Annotated in this window: 17 protein-coding genes and 1 other RNA gene; 4 read left to right on the top strand and 14 right to left on the bottom strand. The window is 56.9% G+C overall.

What is annotated here, in order from left to right:
* Positions 1–24: 24 nt before the first annotated feature.
* Complete coding sequence (locus U5L98_RS06955; protein ID WP_322557594.1) at positions 25–471, bottom strand: hypothetical protein; 447 nt, start codon at positions 469–471, stop codon at positions 25–27.
* Between the two features lie 71 nt (positions 472–542).
* On the opposite strand from U5L98_RS06955, the gene U5L98_RS06950 reads away from it, so the two are divergent.
* Positions 543–2,723 (top strand): S9 family peptidase, encoded by a 2,181-nt coding sequence (locus U5L98_RS06950; RefSeq protein WP_322557593.1) that lies wholly within the window; start codon positions 543–545, stop codon positions 2,721–2,723.
* Positions 2,724–2,727: 4 nt separating this feature from the next.
* On the opposite strand, the gene U5L98_RS06945 is transcribed toward U5L98_RS06950, so the two are convergent.
* From U5L98_RS06945 to ffs, 8 genes are all read right to left on the bottom strand, one after another.
* Entirely contained in the window at positions 2,728–3,177 is a 450-nt protein-coding gene (locus tag U5L98_RS06945; RefSeq protein ID WP_322557592.1) for a YcgN family cysteine cluster protein, read from the bottom strand.
* A gap of 136 nt (positions 3,178–3,313) precedes the next feature.
* Positions 3,314–3,613 carry a YcgL domain-containing protein gene (locus tag U5L98_RS06940; protein ID WP_322557591.1) on the bottom strand — a complete coding sequence of 100 codons (300 nt, stop codon included), beginning with the start codon at positions 3,611–3,613 and terminating at the stop codon, positions 3,314–3,316.
* Positions 3,610–4,737, bottom strand: a complete 1,128-nt coding sequence (gene rnd / locus U5L98_RS06935) for a ribonuclease D (RefSeq protein WP_322557590.1) — start codon at positions 4,735–4,737, stop codon at positions 3,610–3,612. Before rnd ends, U5L98_RS06940 begins: the two co-directional genes overlap by 4 nt.
* Before the next feature lie 26 nt (positions 4,738–4,763).
* A complete protein-coding gene (recR, locus tag U5L98_RS06930; protein ID WP_322557589.1) occupies positions 4,764–5,369 on the bottom strand; it encodes a recombination mediator RecR in 606 nt (201 codons plus the stop codon).
* A 13-nt stretch (positions 5,370–5,382) separates the two neighbouring features.
* A complete protein-coding gene (locus U5L98_RS06925) occupies positions 5,383–5,709 on the bottom strand; it encodes a YbaB/EbfC family nucleoid-associated protein (RefSeq protein WP_322557588.1) in 327 nt (108 codons plus the stop codon).
* A gap of 62 nt (positions 5,710–5,771) precedes the next feature.
* Positions 5,772–7,655: a DNA polymerase III subunit gamma/tau gene (dnaX, locus tag U5L98_RS06920; protein WP_322557587.1), complete on the bottom strand. Its 1,884-nt coding sequence runs from the start codon at positions 7,653–7,655 to the stop codon at positions 5,772–5,774.
* Positions 7,656–7,794: 139 nt separating this feature from the next.
* A complete protein-coding gene (locus U5L98_RS06915; RefSeq protein ID WP_322557586.1) occupies positions 7,795–8,514 on the bottom strand; it encodes a tellurite resistance TerB family protein in 720 nt (239 codons plus the stop codon).
* Positions 8,515–8,805: 291 nt separating this feature from the next.
* Positions 8,806–8,890, bottom strand: an RNA gene (gene ffs, locus U5L98_RS06910) — signal recognition particle sRNA small type.
* Positions 8,891–9,324: 434 nt separating this feature from the next.
* Here ffs and U5L98_RS06905 point away from each other — a divergent pair.
* Complete coding sequence (locus U5L98_RS06905) at positions 9,325–10,308, top strand: hypothetical protein (RefSeq protein WP_322557585.1); 984 nt, start codon at positions 9,325–9,327, stop codon at positions 10,306–10,308.
* Between the two features lie 88 nt (positions 10,309–10,396).
* On the opposite strand, the gene U5L98_RS06900 is transcribed toward U5L98_RS06905, so the two are convergent.
* The 4 genes from U5L98_RS06900 to U5L98_RS06885 form a co-directional block, all read right to left on the bottom strand.
* On the bottom strand, positions 10,397–10,885 hold the full coding sequence (locus tag U5L98_RS06900; RefSeq protein WP_322557584.1) for a DUF4468 domain-containing protein: 489 nt from the start codon (positions 10,883–10,885) through the stop codon (positions 10,397–10,399).
* Between the two features lie 49 nt (positions 10,886–10,934).
* A complete protein-coding gene (locus U5L98_RS06895) occupies positions 10,935–11,330 on the bottom strand; it encodes a J517_1871 family lipoprotein (RefSeq protein WP_416208212.1) in 396 nt (131 codons plus the stop codon).
* A 1,166-nt stretch (positions 11,331–12,496) separates the two neighbouring features.
* Positions 12,497–13,450 (bottom strand): IS1595 family transposase, encoded by a 954-nt coding sequence (locus U5L98_RS06890; protein WP_322557381.1) that lies wholly within the window; start codon positions 13,448–13,450, stop codon positions 12,497–12,499.
* Between the two features lie 597 nt (positions 13,451–14,047).
* Positions 14,048–15,409: an IS1380 family transposase gene (locus U5L98_RS06885; RefSeq protein WP_322557582.1), complete on the bottom strand. Its 1,362-nt coding sequence runs from the start codon at positions 15,407–15,409 to the stop codon at positions 14,048–14,050.
* Between the two features lie 115 nt (positions 15,410–15,524).
* Between U5L98_RS06885 and U5L98_RS06880 the strand changes: the two genes are divergently transcribed.
* Positions 15,525–16,694, top strand: coding sequence for a hypothetical protein (locus U5L98_RS06880; protein WP_322557581.1), 1,170 nt, complete (start codon positions 15,525–15,527; stop codon positions 16,692–16,694).
* A 226-nt stretch (positions 16,695–16,920) separates the two neighbouring features.
* Here U5L98_RS06880 and U5L98_RS06875 read toward each other — a convergent pair whose 3' ends face one another.
* On the bottom strand, positions 16,921–18,282 hold the full coding sequence (locus U5L98_RS06875; RefSeq protein ID WP_322557580.1) for an IS1380 family transposase: 1,362 nt from the start codon (positions 18,280–18,282) through the stop codon (positions 16,921–16,923).
* 120 nt (positions 18,283–18,402) lie between these two features.
* Between U5L98_RS06875 and U5L98_RS06870 the strand changes: the two genes are divergently transcribed.
* On the top strand, positions 18,403–18,693 hold the full coding sequence (locus U5L98_RS06870; protein WP_322557579.1) for a helix-turn-helix domain-containing protein: 291 nt from the start codon (positions 18,403–18,405) through the stop codon (positions 18,691–18,693).
* The last annotated feature ends 379 nt before the right edge of the window (positions 18,694–19,072 follow it).

Here is a 19,072-nt window from a genome sequence, read left to right as displayed (position 1 = left end):
GTTAACCGAGTATTAGCGAAAGATTCAGCCGATGACCGGCTCCTGGCGCTCGTCCGGGCCACCGCGGCGAGAGCCGATGGGTGCCTTGTCATCCATGTCCACGTAGTCATCGTCATCGAGAGTGTTGCGATGACGGTCGCGCCACCACAGCAGTAGCCCCACCAGAAATCCCAGCCCGGCCCCCACCGCGACCAGCAGTGCGGATGGCACGTAACTCGCGGCGTTGCCCTCGAGGAAGGCCATGGCCGCCACCACCACCGCCGGGGCGAAGCCGGAGTAGAACTCGCCCTCCTCCAGCAGCGGCAGGCGAAAATGGGCCGGCATCCACATCACGCCGGCCACCAGCCAGGTGAACACCAGCCGCGGTAGCCGCGGCAGGAAGGCCAACCCCAGGTAGCCGGTCAGCAGCACGACCAGCGACAATACGAAATAGACCAGCCATAGTAGGGATATCGAATCCGAAATCAGCATCACGACCTCGCGACTTGTGCGTCCAAGACGCACGTTCTTGTAAATACACTGAGTATGGTACATCTCGCGCAATGAAAGCACAGCCGCCACGTGACCAGGCCCCCGAGACGACTAGCGTCGATCCAGTCAACCGCTTCCGCCACGCCGACGACCCGGCATGGCACTGGCTGGAGAACCGCGATGACCCGGAGGTCAGCGACTTCCTGGAGGCCGCCAATCAAGAGTCTCGCCATTGGTTCGCTCCCCTCGACGATCTGGTCGAGCGCCTCTACCACGGCCACCTGGCCCGCCGCGAACTCGCCGTCCACGGATTGAGGACCCCGCTGGATCATTACACGGTATGGAGCGAGACGGCGGTGGATGCCGACTATCCGGTCTGGTGGCGTCATCCCAATGACGACCCCGACGCCGCGGAATGCTTCCTCGACCTGCAGGCCAGGGCCCGCGAGCACGACTTCCTCGAGGTGGGTGACATGGCGCTTTCCCCGGACGAGGCCTGGCTGGCCTGGACCGAGGACACCCGCGGCGACGAGACCTACAGGCTCTACCTCAAACACCTGCCCAACGGTGAGCCCAGGGTGCTGCTCGAGGAGATCGGCCCCGAGATCGGCTGGGCCGAGGACAACGTGACCCTGCTCTTCACCCGCTATGACGCCACCCAGCGTCCGGAGAGCATCTGGCGCTTGGTCATGGACGACGGCAGCGCCGGCGAGCCTGCGCTGGTGCTGCGCGAGGAGGATCCCGAATTCTGGCTGGGCCTCGGCAAGACCCGCTCCCGTGAGTGGCTGATCCTGGAGAGCGCTTCCAAGGACACCAGCGAAAGCTACCTGATTCCGGCTCGTGCACCCACGACCGCGCCGCGCTGCTTCCGTCCTCGGCAAAACGGCGTGGAGTACGCTCTGGACCACCGCCCGGGCCACTTCTACGTACTGCACAATCGCGAGGCCACCCACTTTCGGCTGGACGTGTTGGCGGAAGCGCGGTTGGGGGAGTCGGACTCCGCGAATGACTGGCAACCGATGATTGCCCATCGCGACGACGACACCCTGGAGGGCGTCGACGCCTTCGATTGGGGGCTGGTGATCACCGAGCGCGACCACCACGAGGCCCAGGTGCACCTGCGCGTCCTCGAGCTGGATGCCGACCATGCCATCACTCGCGACGAGCGACTGCCGTTGCCGGAGCTGCCCTGCAGCCTGGCACTGGGCGACGCGCCCCACTTCGACACGCGGCGCCTGCGCCTGCGCGAGGAATCCTTCATCCTGCCGGTGACCTGGCTCGAGCATGACCTCGACACTGGCCAGCGGCGTCTGCTCAAGCAGCAGCCCATCCATGGGGACCTGAAGCCCGAGCAGCTTGTCTGCGAGCGGCTCTGGGCGACCTCCCACGACGGTGAACGGGTACCCGTCTCGATAGTGATGCGAGCCAACCTGGCCGGTCACCCGCTACCCACTTTGCTCTACGGCTACGGCGCTTACGGCGAGGTGCTCGACCCCTGGTTTTCGGTCGCCCGACTGGAACTGCTGGCACGCGGGGCGGCCTTTGCGGTGGCGCACGTGCGTGGCGGCGGCGATCGCGGCGAGCCCTGGTACCTGGCCGGCAAGCTCGAGCACAAGGCGAACAGCTTCCACGACTTCCTCGCCGCCCGCGACGCCCTGGTCGACAAGGGCTTCAGCGACGGCGAGCGCATTGCGGCCTATGGCGCCAGTGCCGGGGGGCTGCTGGTCAGCGCCAGCCTCAACCTGGCCCCGGAGGCCTTCTGTGCTGCCGTGCTCGACGTACCCTTCGTCGACGTGCTACGCACCATGGAGAATCCTGACCTGCCTCTCACCACCGCGGAGTACACCGAGTGGGGCGACCCCCGCGAACCCGAGGCGCGACAGCGCATCCGCGACTACTCACCGCTGGACAATCTTTCGACACAGCCCTGGCCAGCGGTATTCCTTCAGGGCAGCTGGCACGACACCCGGGTACCCTACTGGGAACCCGCCAAGCTCTATGCGCGCCTCAAGGGGCTGGGAAGTGAGCAAGCCGAGGAAGACCGGCCTCCGGAAGGCCGCCCCGCGGATCGCCGCCCGACGGAGGGCCGCCCCGCGGATCGCCGCCCGGCGGAGGGCCGCCCCATCCTCCTGCGGACCGACATGGCCGCCGGCCACGGCGGAGCCTCGGGACGCTTCAAGGCCTGGCATGACAACGCCCGCCAGGATGCTTTCCTGCTCTGGGCGCTGGGGCTGGAGCAGCGCGAGGGGTAGGCGCTCAGGCGTCGATAGGCAGGATGGCGATGATATGCTCCTCGAGTTCCTCCTCGGGGACCTCGCGCTGCGAGACAGCGAAACTGCGCACGCTGATGCCCTTGCGGTGCATGCGCTCCTGCCCCCCGGCGATCAGCGGATGCCAGGCAGCAAGCTTGCGCCCTTCCGCCACCCGACGATAGGCGCAAGATTTTGGCAGCCAGCGAAAATCGTCGATGCGCTCGGGGGTGAGTTGCGTGCAGTCGGGCACCCTGGCGAAGCGATTGGCGTAGTCACTGCAGCGACAGCTGTGAATATCCAACAGCTCGCAGGCGACGTTGAGCACCGCCAGATCGCCGGATTCGTCGTCCTGGAACTTGAGCAGGCAGCATTGGCCGCAGCCGTCGCAGAGTGCCTCCCACTCCTCGTCGGTGAGCTCCTCCAGGTCGAAGCGCTCCCAGAACCGTTCTCTCATGAGGTCTCCTATGCGGCGCGGGACACGACTCAGCGAGCTTCAAGTGTCGCCGGGCGGTATTCAGCGGGGTTCGCGCGTCACCGGGCGCGTTAAGCGGGGTTCGCGCGTCACCGGGCGCGTTAGACTAGTACCGCGCCTAGGTAGGGGTGCGATAGAGGTCCAGCAGATAATCCTCCTTCGCCGGCGGCATCTGCAGGTAGTAACCCTTCTCGCGGATGGCGGCCATGACGTCAACGGCCTTGGCTCGCCCCAGCGATTTCTCCGGGGTGAGGATCAGGGTCATGGCCGGTAGCGGCTTGCCGAACTTCTCGAGCAGCACTTCCGGCACCTCTTCGACGCCCTGGCGCTTGTCCACGTAGAGATACATCTGCTCCTTGCGCGAACTCTTGAAGACCTGGCACAGCAGCTTGTCACCCCGCATGCGATCATCGCTCATCGGGATACCTCCTCTAGGGCCGCCGCCAGGCCCGCATTCAGTCGGTCGCCGCGCCAGCCCTGGGGCAACGGCAATGGCTGGCCCGTGAGGTCGGCGCCCACCAGGGTCTCCAGGTCACGGCGCTTGAGCAGCACCTCCGGCGCCACGCCGAGCGCCTGTGCCTCGGCATTGACCACTTTCTTCAGCGCCTTGAGGCGTTGCTTGAACGCGGGGTCCATCGGCGAGAGCGGCGCCGACGGTAACTCGCTTGCGTCGACGTGCAACGCCTCGCTTACCAGCCTGAGCAGTTCGTCACCCTCGCGCTTGACCAGCGACGGCTTGATGTCCTCGATCCGCGCCAGCTCGAAGCGGTTCTCCGGCAGTTGCTCGGCGATGGCGTAGAGCAGCCGGTCAGGCACCAGCCAGCCCCGCGGCACATCGCGACGCCGGGCCTCTCCCTCACGCCAGCGGGTCAAGCGCCGGTAGGCCTCCACCTGACGCGGCGAAAGCCGCCACAGCTGGCGATGGCGGAGGTACCACTGGCCATCGGCGGCGTCGCTGCGGGCCGACTGGGCCACCAGATCCGCACAGTCTGCCTCGACCCAGGCCAACCGGCCCTGACGCTCCAGTGCCTCGCGCTGGTGTTGCCACACCTCCAGCAGGTAGACCACGTCGAGAGCGGCATAGAGCCGCTGGGTCTCGCTGAGCGGGCGCTTGAGCCAGTCGGAACGGGTCTCGTCCTTGGGCAGGGTCTCGCCGACCCAGAACTCCACCAGTTTCTGGTAGCCCATGGAGGGCACCTCGCCGAGCAGCGACTGGGCGATCTGGGTATCCACCAGCGGCACCACCGGCACACCGGCCCAATGGGCGAAGACCTCGAGGTCCTCGCTGGATGCATGCAGCAGCTTGAGAGGCCCCGACGAGAGCAGCCGCCGGAAGGCCTCGGTACAGGCGACTTCCAGGGGGTCCACCAGGAAGGCGGAGCCGCCCGCGGTGAACTGGATCAACGCCGGCACCGGATGGAAGGTACTCTCGCGGAAGAACTCGGTGTCCAGGGCGATGACCTCGGCCGACGCCACCTCGGTACAGGCGGCGTCGAGGGCCTCGGGGGTATCGATCCAGCGAATCTCGGGAGTCAGTGGCATGCAGGGTTCCGGCAGGGAAAGGGTCGTCACTCGCCCCGAAAGGGCAGGCGACCGTTGAAGGCACGGCTCAGGGTGCCGCCGTCGACGTATTCGAGCTCACCGCCCATGGGAACACCATAGGCCAACCGTGAGAGCCTCACGCCCAGGGAAGAAAGCTGAGCGGCGATGTAGTGGGCGGTCGCCTCGCCCTCCACGGTGGGGTTGGTGGCGAGCACCACCTCCTCCACGCCACCCTCGGCAACGCGTTCCTCGAGCCGGTCGAGACCGATATCCTCGGGGCCGATGCCATCCAGCGGCGAGAGGTGGCCATGCAACACGAAGTAGCGGCCACGATAACCGCCGGCCTCCTCGATGGCGAGCTGATCGGCGGGAGATTCCACCACGCAGAGCAGGTCATCGTCACGCCGCGCACTGGTGCAGATGCTGCAGACGTCCTCCTCGGTGAGCGTGCGACAACGCCGGCAATAGCCGACCCGCTCCAGCGCCACGCCCAGCGTTTCCACCAGGCGCCGGCCGCCGTCTCGATCACGCTCAAGCAGGTGCATGGCCATGCGCTGGGCAGTCTTGGGCCCGACACCCGGCAGCACGCGCAGCGACTCCATCAGTCTCTCGACCAGCGGGGAAAAGCTCATCGGCGATCCAGGCTCAGAAGGGCATCTTGAAACCCGGTGGCAAGTCGAGACCGGCCGTGGCCTCCTCCATCTTGGCCTTGGAGCTGGCCTCTACCTTGCGCACGGCATCGTTCACGGCCGCGCCGAGCAGGTCCTCGAGCAGTTCCTTGTCCTCTTCCATGACGCTCGGATCGATATCGACCTTGCTCACATCATGACGTCCGTTCATGGTCACCTTGACCATGCCGGCTCCGGCCTCGCCCTGGACCTCGGCCTTGGCGACCTCCTCCTGGGCGCGCTGCATCTTTTCCTGCATTTCCTGGGCCTGCTTCATCAGGTTACCCATTCCACCCTTCATCATGGCGGATTCCTCTCTCATAGTTGGTGATTGACTTAGTTGGTGATCGAAGGCGGCGGCGCGGCTCAACCGCGTACCTGGGAAACGGTGGGCTTGACCGTGGATTCGATCAGGCGTGCACCGAAGGCCTGTTGCAGTCTCTGTACATGGGGGTCACGGTTCAAGGCTTCAATCGCCTCGGTATGCCGCTGGGCGGCCAAGCGGTCAGTCTGCTGCTTGGGGGTCTCGACCCCCGGGGGCAACGCCCCCGGCGACAGTATCAGATGACGCTCGATACCGATGGCCGCCAGCGCCTCGCGAATACGTTTCACATGAATATCGGCCTGCATCGCCTCCTGGGAAGGGTCGAGACGCAGTGTCAACTGCTCACCGTCATCGGCCTCGACCACGCAGTGGGCAGCCAGGTTGCGGGTCAGCCCGCCCAGCCCCAGCGAATCAAAACAGGCCAGCCAGTCGGTATGACCGAGGTGTCCGTCCGCGGGGGTCGGCTGGGCCGGCGTCGCCAAAGCGGGCGGCGCGGATGGCACCGCCACAGCCGGCTCGGTCTCGCTCCCGAGATCGGGCACGGGCTCACTCGTTTGCTCCCGCTCGACCCAGGGGGGCGGCTCAGCGTCCGGCGCCGGGGCAGACACGGCTCCGGCAGTCGGCACCGGTGGAGGGGTATCAGGTATCGGACTGACCGCCGGGGTCTCGTTGGCGGCCTCGGACGACGCCTGAGAGGGCCGGGGTGACGGGCTATCCTCGGGGATCGACCCGCCTTGTGCTGGCGCTTCGCCAGTAGGCGCCGCACCACCGGAAGCACCATCACCGCGAAGGGGCAGCGGCGTCTGCGGGGGGCGAGGCACGCCCTGGGGGCGGAAGGCCAGCATGCGCAGCAGGGTCATCTCCAGGGCAGTGCGCAGGTCCGGGGCATGCTCCATGTCGCCACGGCCCTGGATACCGATCTGGTAGTAGAGCTGGATGTCCTCGGCGGTAAAGCGCGCGGCGAGCTGGAGCAACGCCTCGCGATCGCCGTGGCCATTATCCACGGCATCGGGCACCATCTGGGCGATCGCCAGGCGATGCAGCACGCCGGTGATGTCGTCGAGTACCGCGGCGAAGTCCGGCCCCTGCTCGGCCAGGGTGGCCACCTCGGCAAGCAGCCGGGGAGCATCGACCGCGGCCAGGGCCTCGACCAGCCCCAGGACATGACGATGGTCGAGGGTGCCGAGCATCGCCGCCACGTCGGCATGGTGCACCTCGCCCTGGCCAAAGGCGATCGCCTGATCGGTGAGGCTCATGGCGTCGCGCATGGAGCCCTCGGCGGCCTTGCCCAGCAGCCACAGGGCACTTTCCTCGAAGGGCACCGCTTCGGCTTCGAGCACCTTGGCCAGGTGGCCCACGATGCGCTCGGGCGGCATATGCTTGAGGGTGAACTGGAGGCAACGTGACAGCACCGTGGGCGGCAGTTTCTGGGGATCGGTGGTCGCCAGCAGAAACTTCACGTGCGGGGGCGGCTCTTCCAGAGTCTTCAACAAGGCGTTGAAGCTGCTGGTGGAGAGCATGTGCACCTCGTCGATGAGGTATACCTTGTAGCGCCCCTGGGTGGGCGCGTACTGGACGTTGTCGAGAAGCTCGCGGGTATCTTCCACCTTGGTGCGCGAGGCCGCATCGACCTCGATCAGGTCGACGAAGCGCCCCTCGTCGATGGAGCGACAGCTGTCGCACTCACCGCAAGGCGTCGAAGTCACGCCTTCATCGCCCTGGCCGTTCGCCGTGCAGTTCAGGCACTTGGCCAGGATCCGCGCCAGGGTTGTCTTGCCCACCCCGCGGGTGCCGGTGAACAGATAGGCGTGGTGCAGCCGCCCCTGATCCAGGGCATTGACCAACGCGCGCTGGACATGCTCCTGGCCGACCAGTTCATGAAAGGTACGCGGTCGCCACTTGCGGGCCAGAACCTGATAGCTCATGCAGCGCGGAATCCTTGCGGTAAGACGAAAAGCAGCGGTGGGGTGACGGATGCCGGGGACCTGCACTGACCGGGTCCGATGCCCGACTTCAGCCAATCATTCTAGCGACCGGGGCGCCCCGCGGGAAGCCGCGTCCGGCTCAGCCCCCCAGTGCCTGGCGTTCGATCTCCTGCCTCACGTTTTCGTCCAAGCCCAGTGCGCGGCCTAGCTGGTCGAGCCAGGCCCGCTCCATGGGATTCTGGTCGTCGATCACCGCCACGCTGATCAGGTACATCTCGCGAGCGGCCTGTGGGGAATCCGCCTGCCGGGCCAGCGCTTCGGCATCCAGCGGCGCCTCGAGCTGGGACTGCACCCAGCCGTGCAGCTCGGCATCCGCGCCCAGGTCGTCGATCTGTTCGCTGATCAAGGCTCGCTCACGATCATCGATATGGCCATCGGCCCGCGCCGCCATGATCACGGCCTGAAGCAGCTCCAGACTGCGCTGCTCACGCGCCATGCCTTCCAACTGCTCCATGGCACGCCCTTCCCGGGCGGTCTCAGCCTGGTCACCGCCGCGCGAGTTCTGCCAAGCCTTCCAGGCCAACGCGCCGACGCCAGCAATGGCACCATACTTGAGAGCCTTGCCACCCAGCTTGCGGCCTCGCTTCGAGCCGACCAGCAGCCCCAGTGCACCGCCACCGAGCAGGCTCTTCATATCGACACCTTTGCCCTTCCCCGTCTCTCCGGCGCTGCCGCCGAGCTGCGAAGAGAGGCTATCTATCATCCCCTGAACATCCAGGCCGCCGCCAGACTGGCCGCTGCCCTGCCGACCACCGCCGGCCTGCTTCATTATCTGGTCGAGAATACGGCTCGCATTCATGGTGGTTCGCTCCCGGTCATGTGCTGGAAAGACTCTGGAAAAGTGCCAATGGCGTTCAGTCAGGCCAGATTAGCACCCCGCGTCGCGCAGGAGGAACCAAGGGGACGCTCCGGTAAGGGTCACGATGCGCCATACACCGCATCGCGGGTAACGCAGGCACTGAACGACTGACGAGCGATGAATCCAGGAGGAGAGGCGAGGCCGATGGTGCGGAAATGTAACGGACCCTGGCGGGTTCAAATGACGCTGGGAAGGCGGTTGTCCGACAAGTGAAATGGAGGCGGCCCCGACAGCCACATCCCGGCACACGCGTCCACCACTACCGTTGCTCCCTTCCGGGCCTGGCGGGGTTTGCGACGTTGATTTGCAAGGCTTTTTCGACATATCAGCACAAAATGATATTTAATCAGTTGGAAGTGCTGTGGCCTAGATTGTACCACCATTTTGTATCACCAAAGAAGTCTGTAAGATGTTGATGATAGGAGCCTATCCCTGCCCTTCCCTAGGCGTCTATGTGGCACGTATAGCCAGGTGATACGAAAAAAACGCTCCTTTGCCGAGGCTATATCACTAATACAAAGTTTTCTGATATTAACTCTTCGTAACGTAATTACACCATTACGTATTATGTAATCAATTATTGTAATATAGTGATGTCTGATATAGTTTTCTCTACTTTATAAAGCACTATTTCAAAGATCACCTAATTGGAATTTGCATGAATACTGGCATACAATATTAAAGAAATAATGCATATAATCATCCTAACCAGCAACTTCAATGGTCAACATGTAAGGCAGGGAAAATATTATGACTTTGTTCCATTGGATAATTCTTTTATCTGGCGTGGCAGTAACTTTAGTAATTTGGAATTCAAACTACTCGAGATACACACATTCAGGTGAAATAAGCAAGTCCATTGTTGGCAACATATTAGAAGATCACAACATTAAAGTACCATCTCCATTAATTAAATCTCTCATATTTGAAAAAGCTCCAGATATAGTTGAAATAAAACTTGAAGGATTTCTAAATTTTGAGATATTAGCAAACAAAAGCGAAGGATTGCTAGTTCTTTCATGGACCAAGAAAGGAACACAGGAGGTTAATGTTCAATTCATCAACAAGGAGATGGTAAATAAAATCTCTGATATAACAAAAGTTCAAGAGGAGAAAAAAGACTCAAAGGGTAATACTGAATATATTGATAAGTACGTGTTTCATTCTAAAATTGAAATACCAGGTGAAACAGAACCACACTACATTGAAATTAAAACAGGCAAAGAAATAACCGCTGACTATGCAAGAACTAAATTCAAAGAGATAGTAGACTCAGCAAAATTACCCGATGGCATTGAAAATAAAATGCGTATTAATAAATACATAGTATGGGATAAAAAAAGGAAGGAAGTCAATAAAAAATCACTTGCATGGGGAGCATCCACCAGTGTTGCAGTGTTCTTGATTGGGTATGGAATGAGTGGTGGTGAACCAGACCCCATAGACCCTGTGTTACAAGCCAAGCAAGAAAAAGAGAAGATAACAACAACAGTATGCCAAACCACCAACATGATGGTGAGAAGAAATTATGGTGGTGTATCTAATGGAAACTGCCAGGTAACAGGAGATATGGAAACAGGCAACCTAACTGTAAGGTATGGACTTAGAGAAGGTTCTAGGACTATCAACTACACTGCTAAGGTATATTACAACAGCGATAGAAACACAGTGAGATTAAATGATGTGGATTTCCACGGGAATATTGCATACTTCGTGACTGGAAGAACCAGGTAAGATTTTTGCCCTGTGAAGCAATATATTAAAATCACATCACTCACATTTGAAAAAGGGGACTCATGCTAGAGCCCCTTTAACGTAAGCCTCACCAATCAGATGAACGATTATCTGAGGTGATATGCTGGTACAGAAGATCACTTAAAGTAAGTAGGGTTGCACGAGCCCTATCCATCCGCCCTGAAGTAGTTATATCTACACTAGATCCTGAGGCTGGTAAGATTCGAATATTCATAAACTCAGTCTTAAATCTATCCTCCTTGATATCCAGACGCATTGTAAACTGATACTTCCAATTCTCAGTAGCTAGACATTCAATACCTGAGCACAAATAATCAACACTGCCATTGCCAATTAAAATACCATTTTCCTTATCCTCATATTCAATCACTGCTTTAGCTGATATGAAGTTCTCAGCAATCCAGATACGGGATTCATTGAATATCTCTTCAGCACTTACCCCAGGAGTTTCATAGACTTTAGAAACTTCCCTATCAAAATTCTGAGGAGGAGGAGCAGTAGCAGCACAACCAGCTAACAGAGAAGTTAAGAACAGTGATGTTAGCAACTTTATCATGGAATTAATTCTCATATTATCACCTCAATAAATCTTCTATAAATAAATATCACATCACACTCTTTAAAGGCTCAAGGCATAACACAGCAGCTTCGTCTAAATCAGGATCTGGGATAAGATCAGTGCTAACTCCTAAGTAACGAATGGTCATCACACCATCATCAACACTTATGGATTGAGTATGCCCACCGCTCCCCATAACTTTATTGTTACCAAGATATTTAACTCTAGCGATATTTGCATCACCACCAAAATCAGTGCAAGCATATCCATTTCCATCTTGATAGAATACATAAGTAGTGGTGGAACCTAATGTACCTCCAGACCAAATACCTTCAATGGGAATATCTAATGGTACTGGTTCAACTTGAGCGTAATCATTGGAATAGAGAGCACAACCAGCCAATACGCTAGCTAACAACAACGATGTTAGTATCTTAATCATATATTTCACCCTTCCCTTCTTTGAATGATCCCTACGGTGACACAATAATTGCTATAAGCAATAACAACGCCTATCAGCGTAAATATTAGATGCTTTCTCTAATTAAGTCAATTTTTGTATCTTGTGATCCTCATTCCTTTGAAAAGCTCTTTCAGAATGATGGTATCAAGACTAACAGAACTCCCGTAATTGCTGGGGTTTGATATGTGATACAAGGTAAGAATGATACCAAGCAATCTCAATTTTCCTATAGAGAAGTATATATAGATAAGAATACAGGTGATAAGAGGGGATCATTTTGGAATGTGATACGCTAATAGCCAGCTTTCGCATAGTATATAATATAAGCAAAGGATGGGAGTATTAGTATATTTTCCAGAAATGCTAACAAGATATCTGCTAAGACTGTTGGCGAATGCCAGATAATTAGCAGGGATAGTGTTAGATACACTGGCAAGATAACCTGTAACCCCAGGGGAGGCACACCATTCATTACTCCTCCCCTTCTGTTAGATTATATTGTAGAAAGGTATAGCACTTACTCCTAGAGAACAATTTGGCTGAAAGCCAGTAATATCTCTAGCACTATTTGCTAGTACATCCTACAAATCAATCTCTAAGAGGGGGAACAAACATGAGTGATAACGAAGTTCCCCGATCTTGACCTTTCCTTATGTGCTATATATTGACAGAATATATTGTAATACATATGGCGTAAGCCACAATACCTACAAGACAACCTGTCAAGACTTGGCACAATTAGAACACAAAACCCCTTCTTCGCTTCCGCTCATTTATTTAACCCCTTCTCTTTCGTGCCATCCTGACAGTATGCCTAGCAATACTTATAGAGAAAGATATGGCGTAGCCAGAAATCTCTCTAGCACTCCTGCTATATATCTGTCAATACCTACTAATAATAATATCTTTATTAAGGGAGGATAACCCATCCATACTCCTCCCTCTTCCTTGTGCCTAGTCCTGACAGTATGCCTAGCAAATATAAATAATGATTTATCTGGCTGTAAGCCAAAGTTTCATTAGAGATATTGCTATATAGCTGTCAGATACTGTATCCCGCAAGAAAAAAATCCATCCTAAGATGTTGTATTCTACAAGGAATCGAGATTCATTAATAATTTTGAATCTATCATAAAACCTCCTGATTAGCAATGAAGCTCAGCCGACCGAATCACCCGCTGGGGCCGCGGCTTGCAGCGTACTGCGGCGATGAGCAGCCGTGTCGGCAGCACCCTGAGGTCGAAGCGGCGGTTGAAGCGATAGCTGAACGCGGCCAGATAGCGCGCCGCATATTTCTGGAAGCCGAAGGCATGGTACGCCCCTGAGAGGCTGGTCTTGAGATTACCGAGCACCGTATTGATCCAGTGAAACTCGGGCATGTCCTGGGGTTTGCGTCCCGCAACGACGGTGGGCTGATGCGTACATCCTGCGCTGGTGACGGCACCGAAGCAGGCCAGGCCATCGGAGTATACCGTGCTGCCAGGCCGCAGCGTCGTCTTGGCCCACTCGGCAATCGCCTCACGGCTGAAGGCCGCCACGGGGGTGAGCCTGACGAAGCGCGGATGGCCCGCGTCGTTGAGCGAGACGGCGGCCACGAAAGGCACCTTGTTCTCCGATCCGCGTCCGGCCTTGCCGCCACGGTGCTCTCCGCCCAGGTAGGCATCGTCGACCTGGACCGGACCCTCGAGGACGTAGCGCGCCTCGCGCTCCGCCATCGCCTCCATCACCTTGTGGTGGATGAGCCAGGCCGTCGGGTAACTCACCCCGAGGTCACGCTTGAGGGCGAGCGACGACAGCCCGGTCTTGGCCTGGCTGATGAGGTGGATCGCCAGGAACCAGGTGGTCAACGGCAGCTTGGTGCCCTGCATCAGGGTGCCGGCGATCAGCGAGGTCTGGTGGCGACAGGCGCGGCACTGGAACAGCGTATGGTGGTGCCGGCGCACCCGGGAATAGGATGTGCCCTCGCAGCGCGGGCAGCGAAAGCCGTCCGGCCAGCGCGTCTGCTCCAACGCCGCCGTACACTGCGCTTCGGTCCCATAGCGCTCGAAAAACTCGGGCATCGACAGGCCGGGCTGAAACTGGATGGGGTTCATGGCCATGACGTCATCCTCCGCCTGAAAGCTATATACATATACAGTATAGCTTTTGTCGTCATGAGGGCAAACCGGGCTGACGATCATTGCTAATCAGGTAAAACCTTTCTATGGTTTCAACTAGTAATAAGTTGCTATGATGCAATCTCCATTTTGTGAAAAGCCTCAGGGGGGATATTCCTAGAGGGTCTTTTTAATACTAATAATAATACATGGAGAGGATCATACGAGTATATATTAAATACTGCAACCTAATGGGATAGTGTGCATATCGTATTATAGGGTACCTCCTTAAGGGGAAAGTACACAGTAGTATTCGGCAGTAAGGGTTTGCTGAGTGGCGTCAGATTACGTCAGATTACACAATACCTGAATCCGTGATGCTGGCGCCGACACTTTCCCTATCACCGCCAATGAGCATTTTTTGACCACCGATCCCGCCTCGACCGACCAATGCGAGCCTGTCATGGCCCACAATAGCCGCATCGGCCGGTGCCGACGGCCCGTTTTGTTATGCATTTCTACCCGTCGGGCACGATAGACTTGGCGATCGCGTGTCGCTTGCTTGGAAGTGCCTGTGGATAGCGTGCCTTCGGCCGGTGGTCAACATGGCGAACCTCGCGGGTACCGCAGGCGAGCCCGCAGGGTGGTCAGCACCGTCATGCGCCCGATGTCCTGCCCGAAGTCGAGGATGAGCTGCCTTGCCTTGTGGATAACGAGGGCCGCTCGATGCACCAATTCTTGCAACACAGTCCGTATCCTTCGTCGCTTAGCCGGGTGGCGCACCGGGCTCAGCTCACCGGTCATGCCCAGTTGTCCCATCAGGCGCAGGATGTTGTAGGCCAGCTGGGCGAGGTGCAGGATCAGGTCGTTGGTGGCGAACTTGCCCGAGGGCAGGCGCTCCAGGTCGAGATCGGTCTTGATCTCGCTGTGGAACTGCTCGTGGGTGGCATGCGCCTGATAGCGCTTGATTACCGCCTCCGGCGCCTCGTCCAGGCTGGTCCACCAGCCTTCCAGCTCATAGTCCGGTTCGAGCAGCAGTTGGCCATCGCGATCGGCGGTGCGCTCCACCAGGCGCATCACGCGCTTGACGACGTATTCGACCTTGTTGTCGTCGCGGATCGAGACGGTCTGGGTCCAAAGCGCCTGGCGCTTGCCAGGGCGCAACTCTTGCCAATAGTCAGCCGCTACCGCTAGCCAGGTGTCCTGATCGGCCTTGGCCGAGTCGCGTGGGTTCCATTTGATGAGGTAATCCAGCCGGCGACCCGCATCGGCAAAGGACTGGCGGTGCCGTTCGATAAGGGCCAGGTGCGCCTGGCTGTCGAAGCCACTGTCCTCGCGCAGCAGGATCGGTTCGTCGGTCAGGCCCTGTGCGCGAGGCAGCACCCGCTCCAGGAAGGCGTTACTTTCCTTCATGGTGTGCTGCTTGCCGGGGCGCAGCTCAAGGCCCAGGCACCAGCCTTCGTTGCCCAGATAAGCGGCGATCGGGGTGTAGCCATCGACCTTCTGGTAGGTCCGCGAGACGCCTTCCTTCTTCGAGTTGCTGTTATCCATGACGAAGGTGTCGATATCCAGGCAGACGTGTGTCTTCTCGGCGGTGAGGGGCACCTCGGCCAGCGACAGCAGCGTGGTGGACCAGGTGGCGGTGCGCGCCTGCAGGTCTTGGGCGGCGAGCTTCTCCATCCGCTGACGCAGCGTCGCGGTGCTCGGCACCTTCTGTAGGGTCAGCAGTTGCTGGAAGGGCTTGTCACGGCGAAAGTTCTCGATGGCGTCATAGTCGCTCATGCCCAAACACAGCAGGCCCAGGTAGCTCTTGATCACGTCGCTGGTACGCATGCCCAGCGTGGTGGGGAAGCGTCCGTCGATGCTGTCGACGCCGGCGATCTCGAGGCACTGCCCGATGATCGACAGCCCGGCATGGCTGGTGAGGGTGCGGCGACTGGCGCGGAACTTGACGTTGGGCATGGCTCTGCCTGGGTGAAGGGCGATATCGGGTATATTGCCATGCAGGTCAGTGGGTTAGAAGCGCTTTAGGGTACCGGTCTCACGGATTCAGGACAATAGAAAGGAGATGACAGATATGACTACAGTAGAATATGCAAGTGCTCTAATGGGAAGTGGTAAAACACAGGAGTTTATCTCTTCCCTCGATGGAGAAAGGAATATCCTGTTTGCAGCACCAACTAAGAAGCTTGGCATTGATGTGAACAAGCGTATCGGAGACACCTATCAAGATCACTATCACGACTCAGAAGTAATTAACTCTGATGACAAAACTAATATCCCTGTGAGAGAGCGTATTGAAAAAGCTCTTACAGAAGGGAGAGAAGGGTCTGTGGTGATTATCACTCATAACGCCCTTCTGAATATCGATCCACAATATCTGGAGGGCTGGGAAATAGTTGTAGATGAAGTTCCAGAAATTAATCTAAACGAATATAAGCGTGTTGGTGCTAACACATACAACACTCTCTTTGCAGACCTTCTTGATGATGGAATGGAAGAGCTTGTCGGTATCTGTGGTATCCAGCCTCACCTGAAGATCAAAGCCAACGATCTCTATGCTGATGCGTGGCGAACAGAAAATAAGGCTTATACATTGATCCTTGGAGGTTTGCTATCTGATACAGCAGTCGTCACGAAGGAAATTTCAAAGACTGATGGTGGCGTTACCTTTCTGGTACATAACTACGCTAATTATGAGCCAATCATTCGTAATGCAAAGGAATTCCATATCCTTGGTAATGCTATCGAGCAATCCTTGTTCCACCTCTTTGTAGAAGCAAAAGGGATCAACATCAAAGAATCAAAATACACTCCTGACTTTTCAGGCTACAAGATGCCCCCTACCCTGGTGCCAATGGTTGAAGGCAACAAGTTCTCTAAAGAGATGATGATGCTCAGAGATGATGGTGTTAAAGGTGAAGAGTTTGATAATAAGTGCTGGGGATTCAAGATTATTGATAAGGCACTTTCCTACCATGCTGATGAGAAAGTATTGGTTCAGTGCTTTGATTGGATGAAACATAAAGAGTTAATCGATAAATATCCCAATGCAGAATTCACTAAGTTTGATCTTCGTGGCGTAAATAGCTATTCACACTTCAGCAGGACAGTCAATATTATACATGGAAACCCTGAACCAATCCGTGGACGTATGGACGCTAAGTTATTAGATATCCTTGGCATTGATAAAGAGAAAGGAGAGAGGGCAATCAGGTATTTTAGGTATATTGAGAATATCTCCTGAATCCGTGAAGCTCGTGCCGACACTTTCCCTATCACCGCCAGCAAGTATTTTTTGATCACCTGATTCGAAAATTGCGGGGTGATTGAGCGCGATGTCACCGAAAATGCCCGTTCCGAACGGTACAGATAGCCCGGCTTTTCCGGCTTTTTCACCCACCAGGCACGGCCGGTCTGGCGATTGCGCGTCGCTCGGAAGTGCCTGTGGATAAAGTGTCTTCGGACGGCGGTCAACATGGCGAGCCTCGCGGGTAACGTAGGCGGCTTCGCAGGGTGTTCAACACCGTCATGCGCCCGATGTCCTGCCCGAAGTCGAGGATGATTTGCCGCGCCTTGTGGCTCATCACGGCGGCACGATGGACCAGTTCCTGCAACACAGTCCGTATCCTTCGTCGCTTAGCCGGGTGGCGGACCGGGCTCAGCTCACCGGTCATGCCCAGCTGCCCCATCAGGCGCAAGATGTTGTAGGCCAGTTGGGCGAGATGCAGGATCAGGTCGTTGGTGGCGAACTTGCCCGAGGGCAGCCGCTCCAGGTCGAGATCGGTCTTGATCTCGCTGTGGAACTGCTCGTGGGTGGCATGCGCCTGGTAGCGCTTGATCACCGCCTCCGGCGCCTCGTCCAGGCTGGTCCACCAGCCTTCCAGCTCATAGTCCGGTTCGAGTAGCAGTTGACCATCGCGATCGGCGGTGCGCTCCACCAGACGCATCACGCGCTTGACGACGTATTCGACCTTGTTGTCGTCGCGGATCGAGACGGTCTGGGTCCACAGCGCCTGGCGCTTGCCAGGGCGCAGCTCTTGCCAATAGTCAGCCGCTACCGCTAGCCAGGTGTCCTGATCGGCCTTGGCCGAGTCGCGTGGGTTCCATTTGATGAGGTAATCCAGCCGGCGGCCCGCATCGGCAAACGCCTGGCGGTGCCGTTCGATAAGGGCCAGGTGCGCCTGGCTGTCGAAGCCACTGTCCTCGCGCAGCAGGATCGGTTGCTCGGTCAGGTCCTGGGCGCGGGGTAGCACCCGCTCCAGGAAGGCGTTGCTCTCCTTCATGGTGTGCTGCTTGCCGGGCCGCAGCTCCAGGCCCAGGCACCAGCCTTCGTTGCCCAGATAAGCGGCGATCGGGGTGTAGCCATCGACCTTCTGGTAGGTCCGCGAGACGCCTTCCTTCTTCGAGTTGCTGTTGTCCATGACGAAGGTGTCGATATCCAGGCAGACATGGCCCTTCTCGGCGCTGATGGGCACCTCCGCCAGCGACAGCAGCGTGGTGGACCAGGTGGCGGTGCGCGCCTGCAGGTCTTGGGCGGCGAGCTTCTCCATCCGCTGACGCAGCGTCGCGGTGCTCGGCACCTTCTGTAGGGTCAGCAGTTGCTGGAAGGGCTTGTCACGGCGAAAGTTCTCGATGGCGTCATAGTCGCTCATGCCCAAACACAGCAGGCCCAGGTAGCTCTTGATCACGTCGCTGGTACGCATGCCCAGCGTGGTGGGGAAGCGTCCGTCGATGCTGTCGACGCCGGCGATCTCGAGGCACTGCCCGATAATCGACAGCCCGGCATGGCTGGTGAGGGTGCGGCGACTGGCGCGGAACTTGACGTTGGGCATGGAAATGTCCGGGTGAACGGCGACAATCGATATATTGCCATGCGCATCAGGGGGTTAGAAGCGATTTGAGGTGCCGATTTCACGGATTCAGGTATCTGTCAGTACATCCTTAGAACAGAAATGAGAAAACTTGATAAGCAAACTCGTGCAACAGTGGCTGTGGTGCCAACATATCAAACTGCTACGGATATTGAGAAAGCACTTAAGGTCAAGTGCAACATTGATACCAGCATTATGGGAAAGCCCCCTCTGAAAGCACCAAGCAAAGCAAAACAAGAAAAGGAAGAGCTTAAAGCTAAAGCATTGGCTATGCACGAAAAAGGAATGTCTGCTCGTGCTATTTCTAAGGAGCTGAGCAAATCAAACAGAACAATCTCCAACTGGATTAACGAATATAAAAATCCCATATAATTATAATAAAATAAGCAATTTTTTACATCTAAACAAAAAAATATTCACATACAGAGATTATAGTGTTTATGTATAAAAAATAACTTAGAGTCTTAGGCGATTTATTGAAATCAAGCAATTTCTATCTTGACAGTAGAGTCCACTTCAGAATGATAGCGGCTCAGTATTCAGCAGAGAGATTGCGGTAGCAATGAGTCATGGCAGCACCATACCGGATGGATTAAGTTTTGTACTTGCTCATTTAAACCGCCAATCTTTAGCTCAATTATACTATATGGCGCACGATTTTTTTGTCCTCTCTTATAAAACATTTCTTATAACATACCCTCTCTCTATATCCTATATGTGGCGTATAGGGAAGGATACACAAATAAGCGTT

Source organism: Halomonas sp. (assembly GCF_034520545.1).
Lineage (GTDB): Bacteria > Pseudomonadota > Gammaproteobacteria > Pseudomonadales > Halomonadaceae > Halomonas.
Note: the sequence above shows the minus strand (reverse complement) of the source record. Positions and strands in the feature narration are given on the sequence as shown.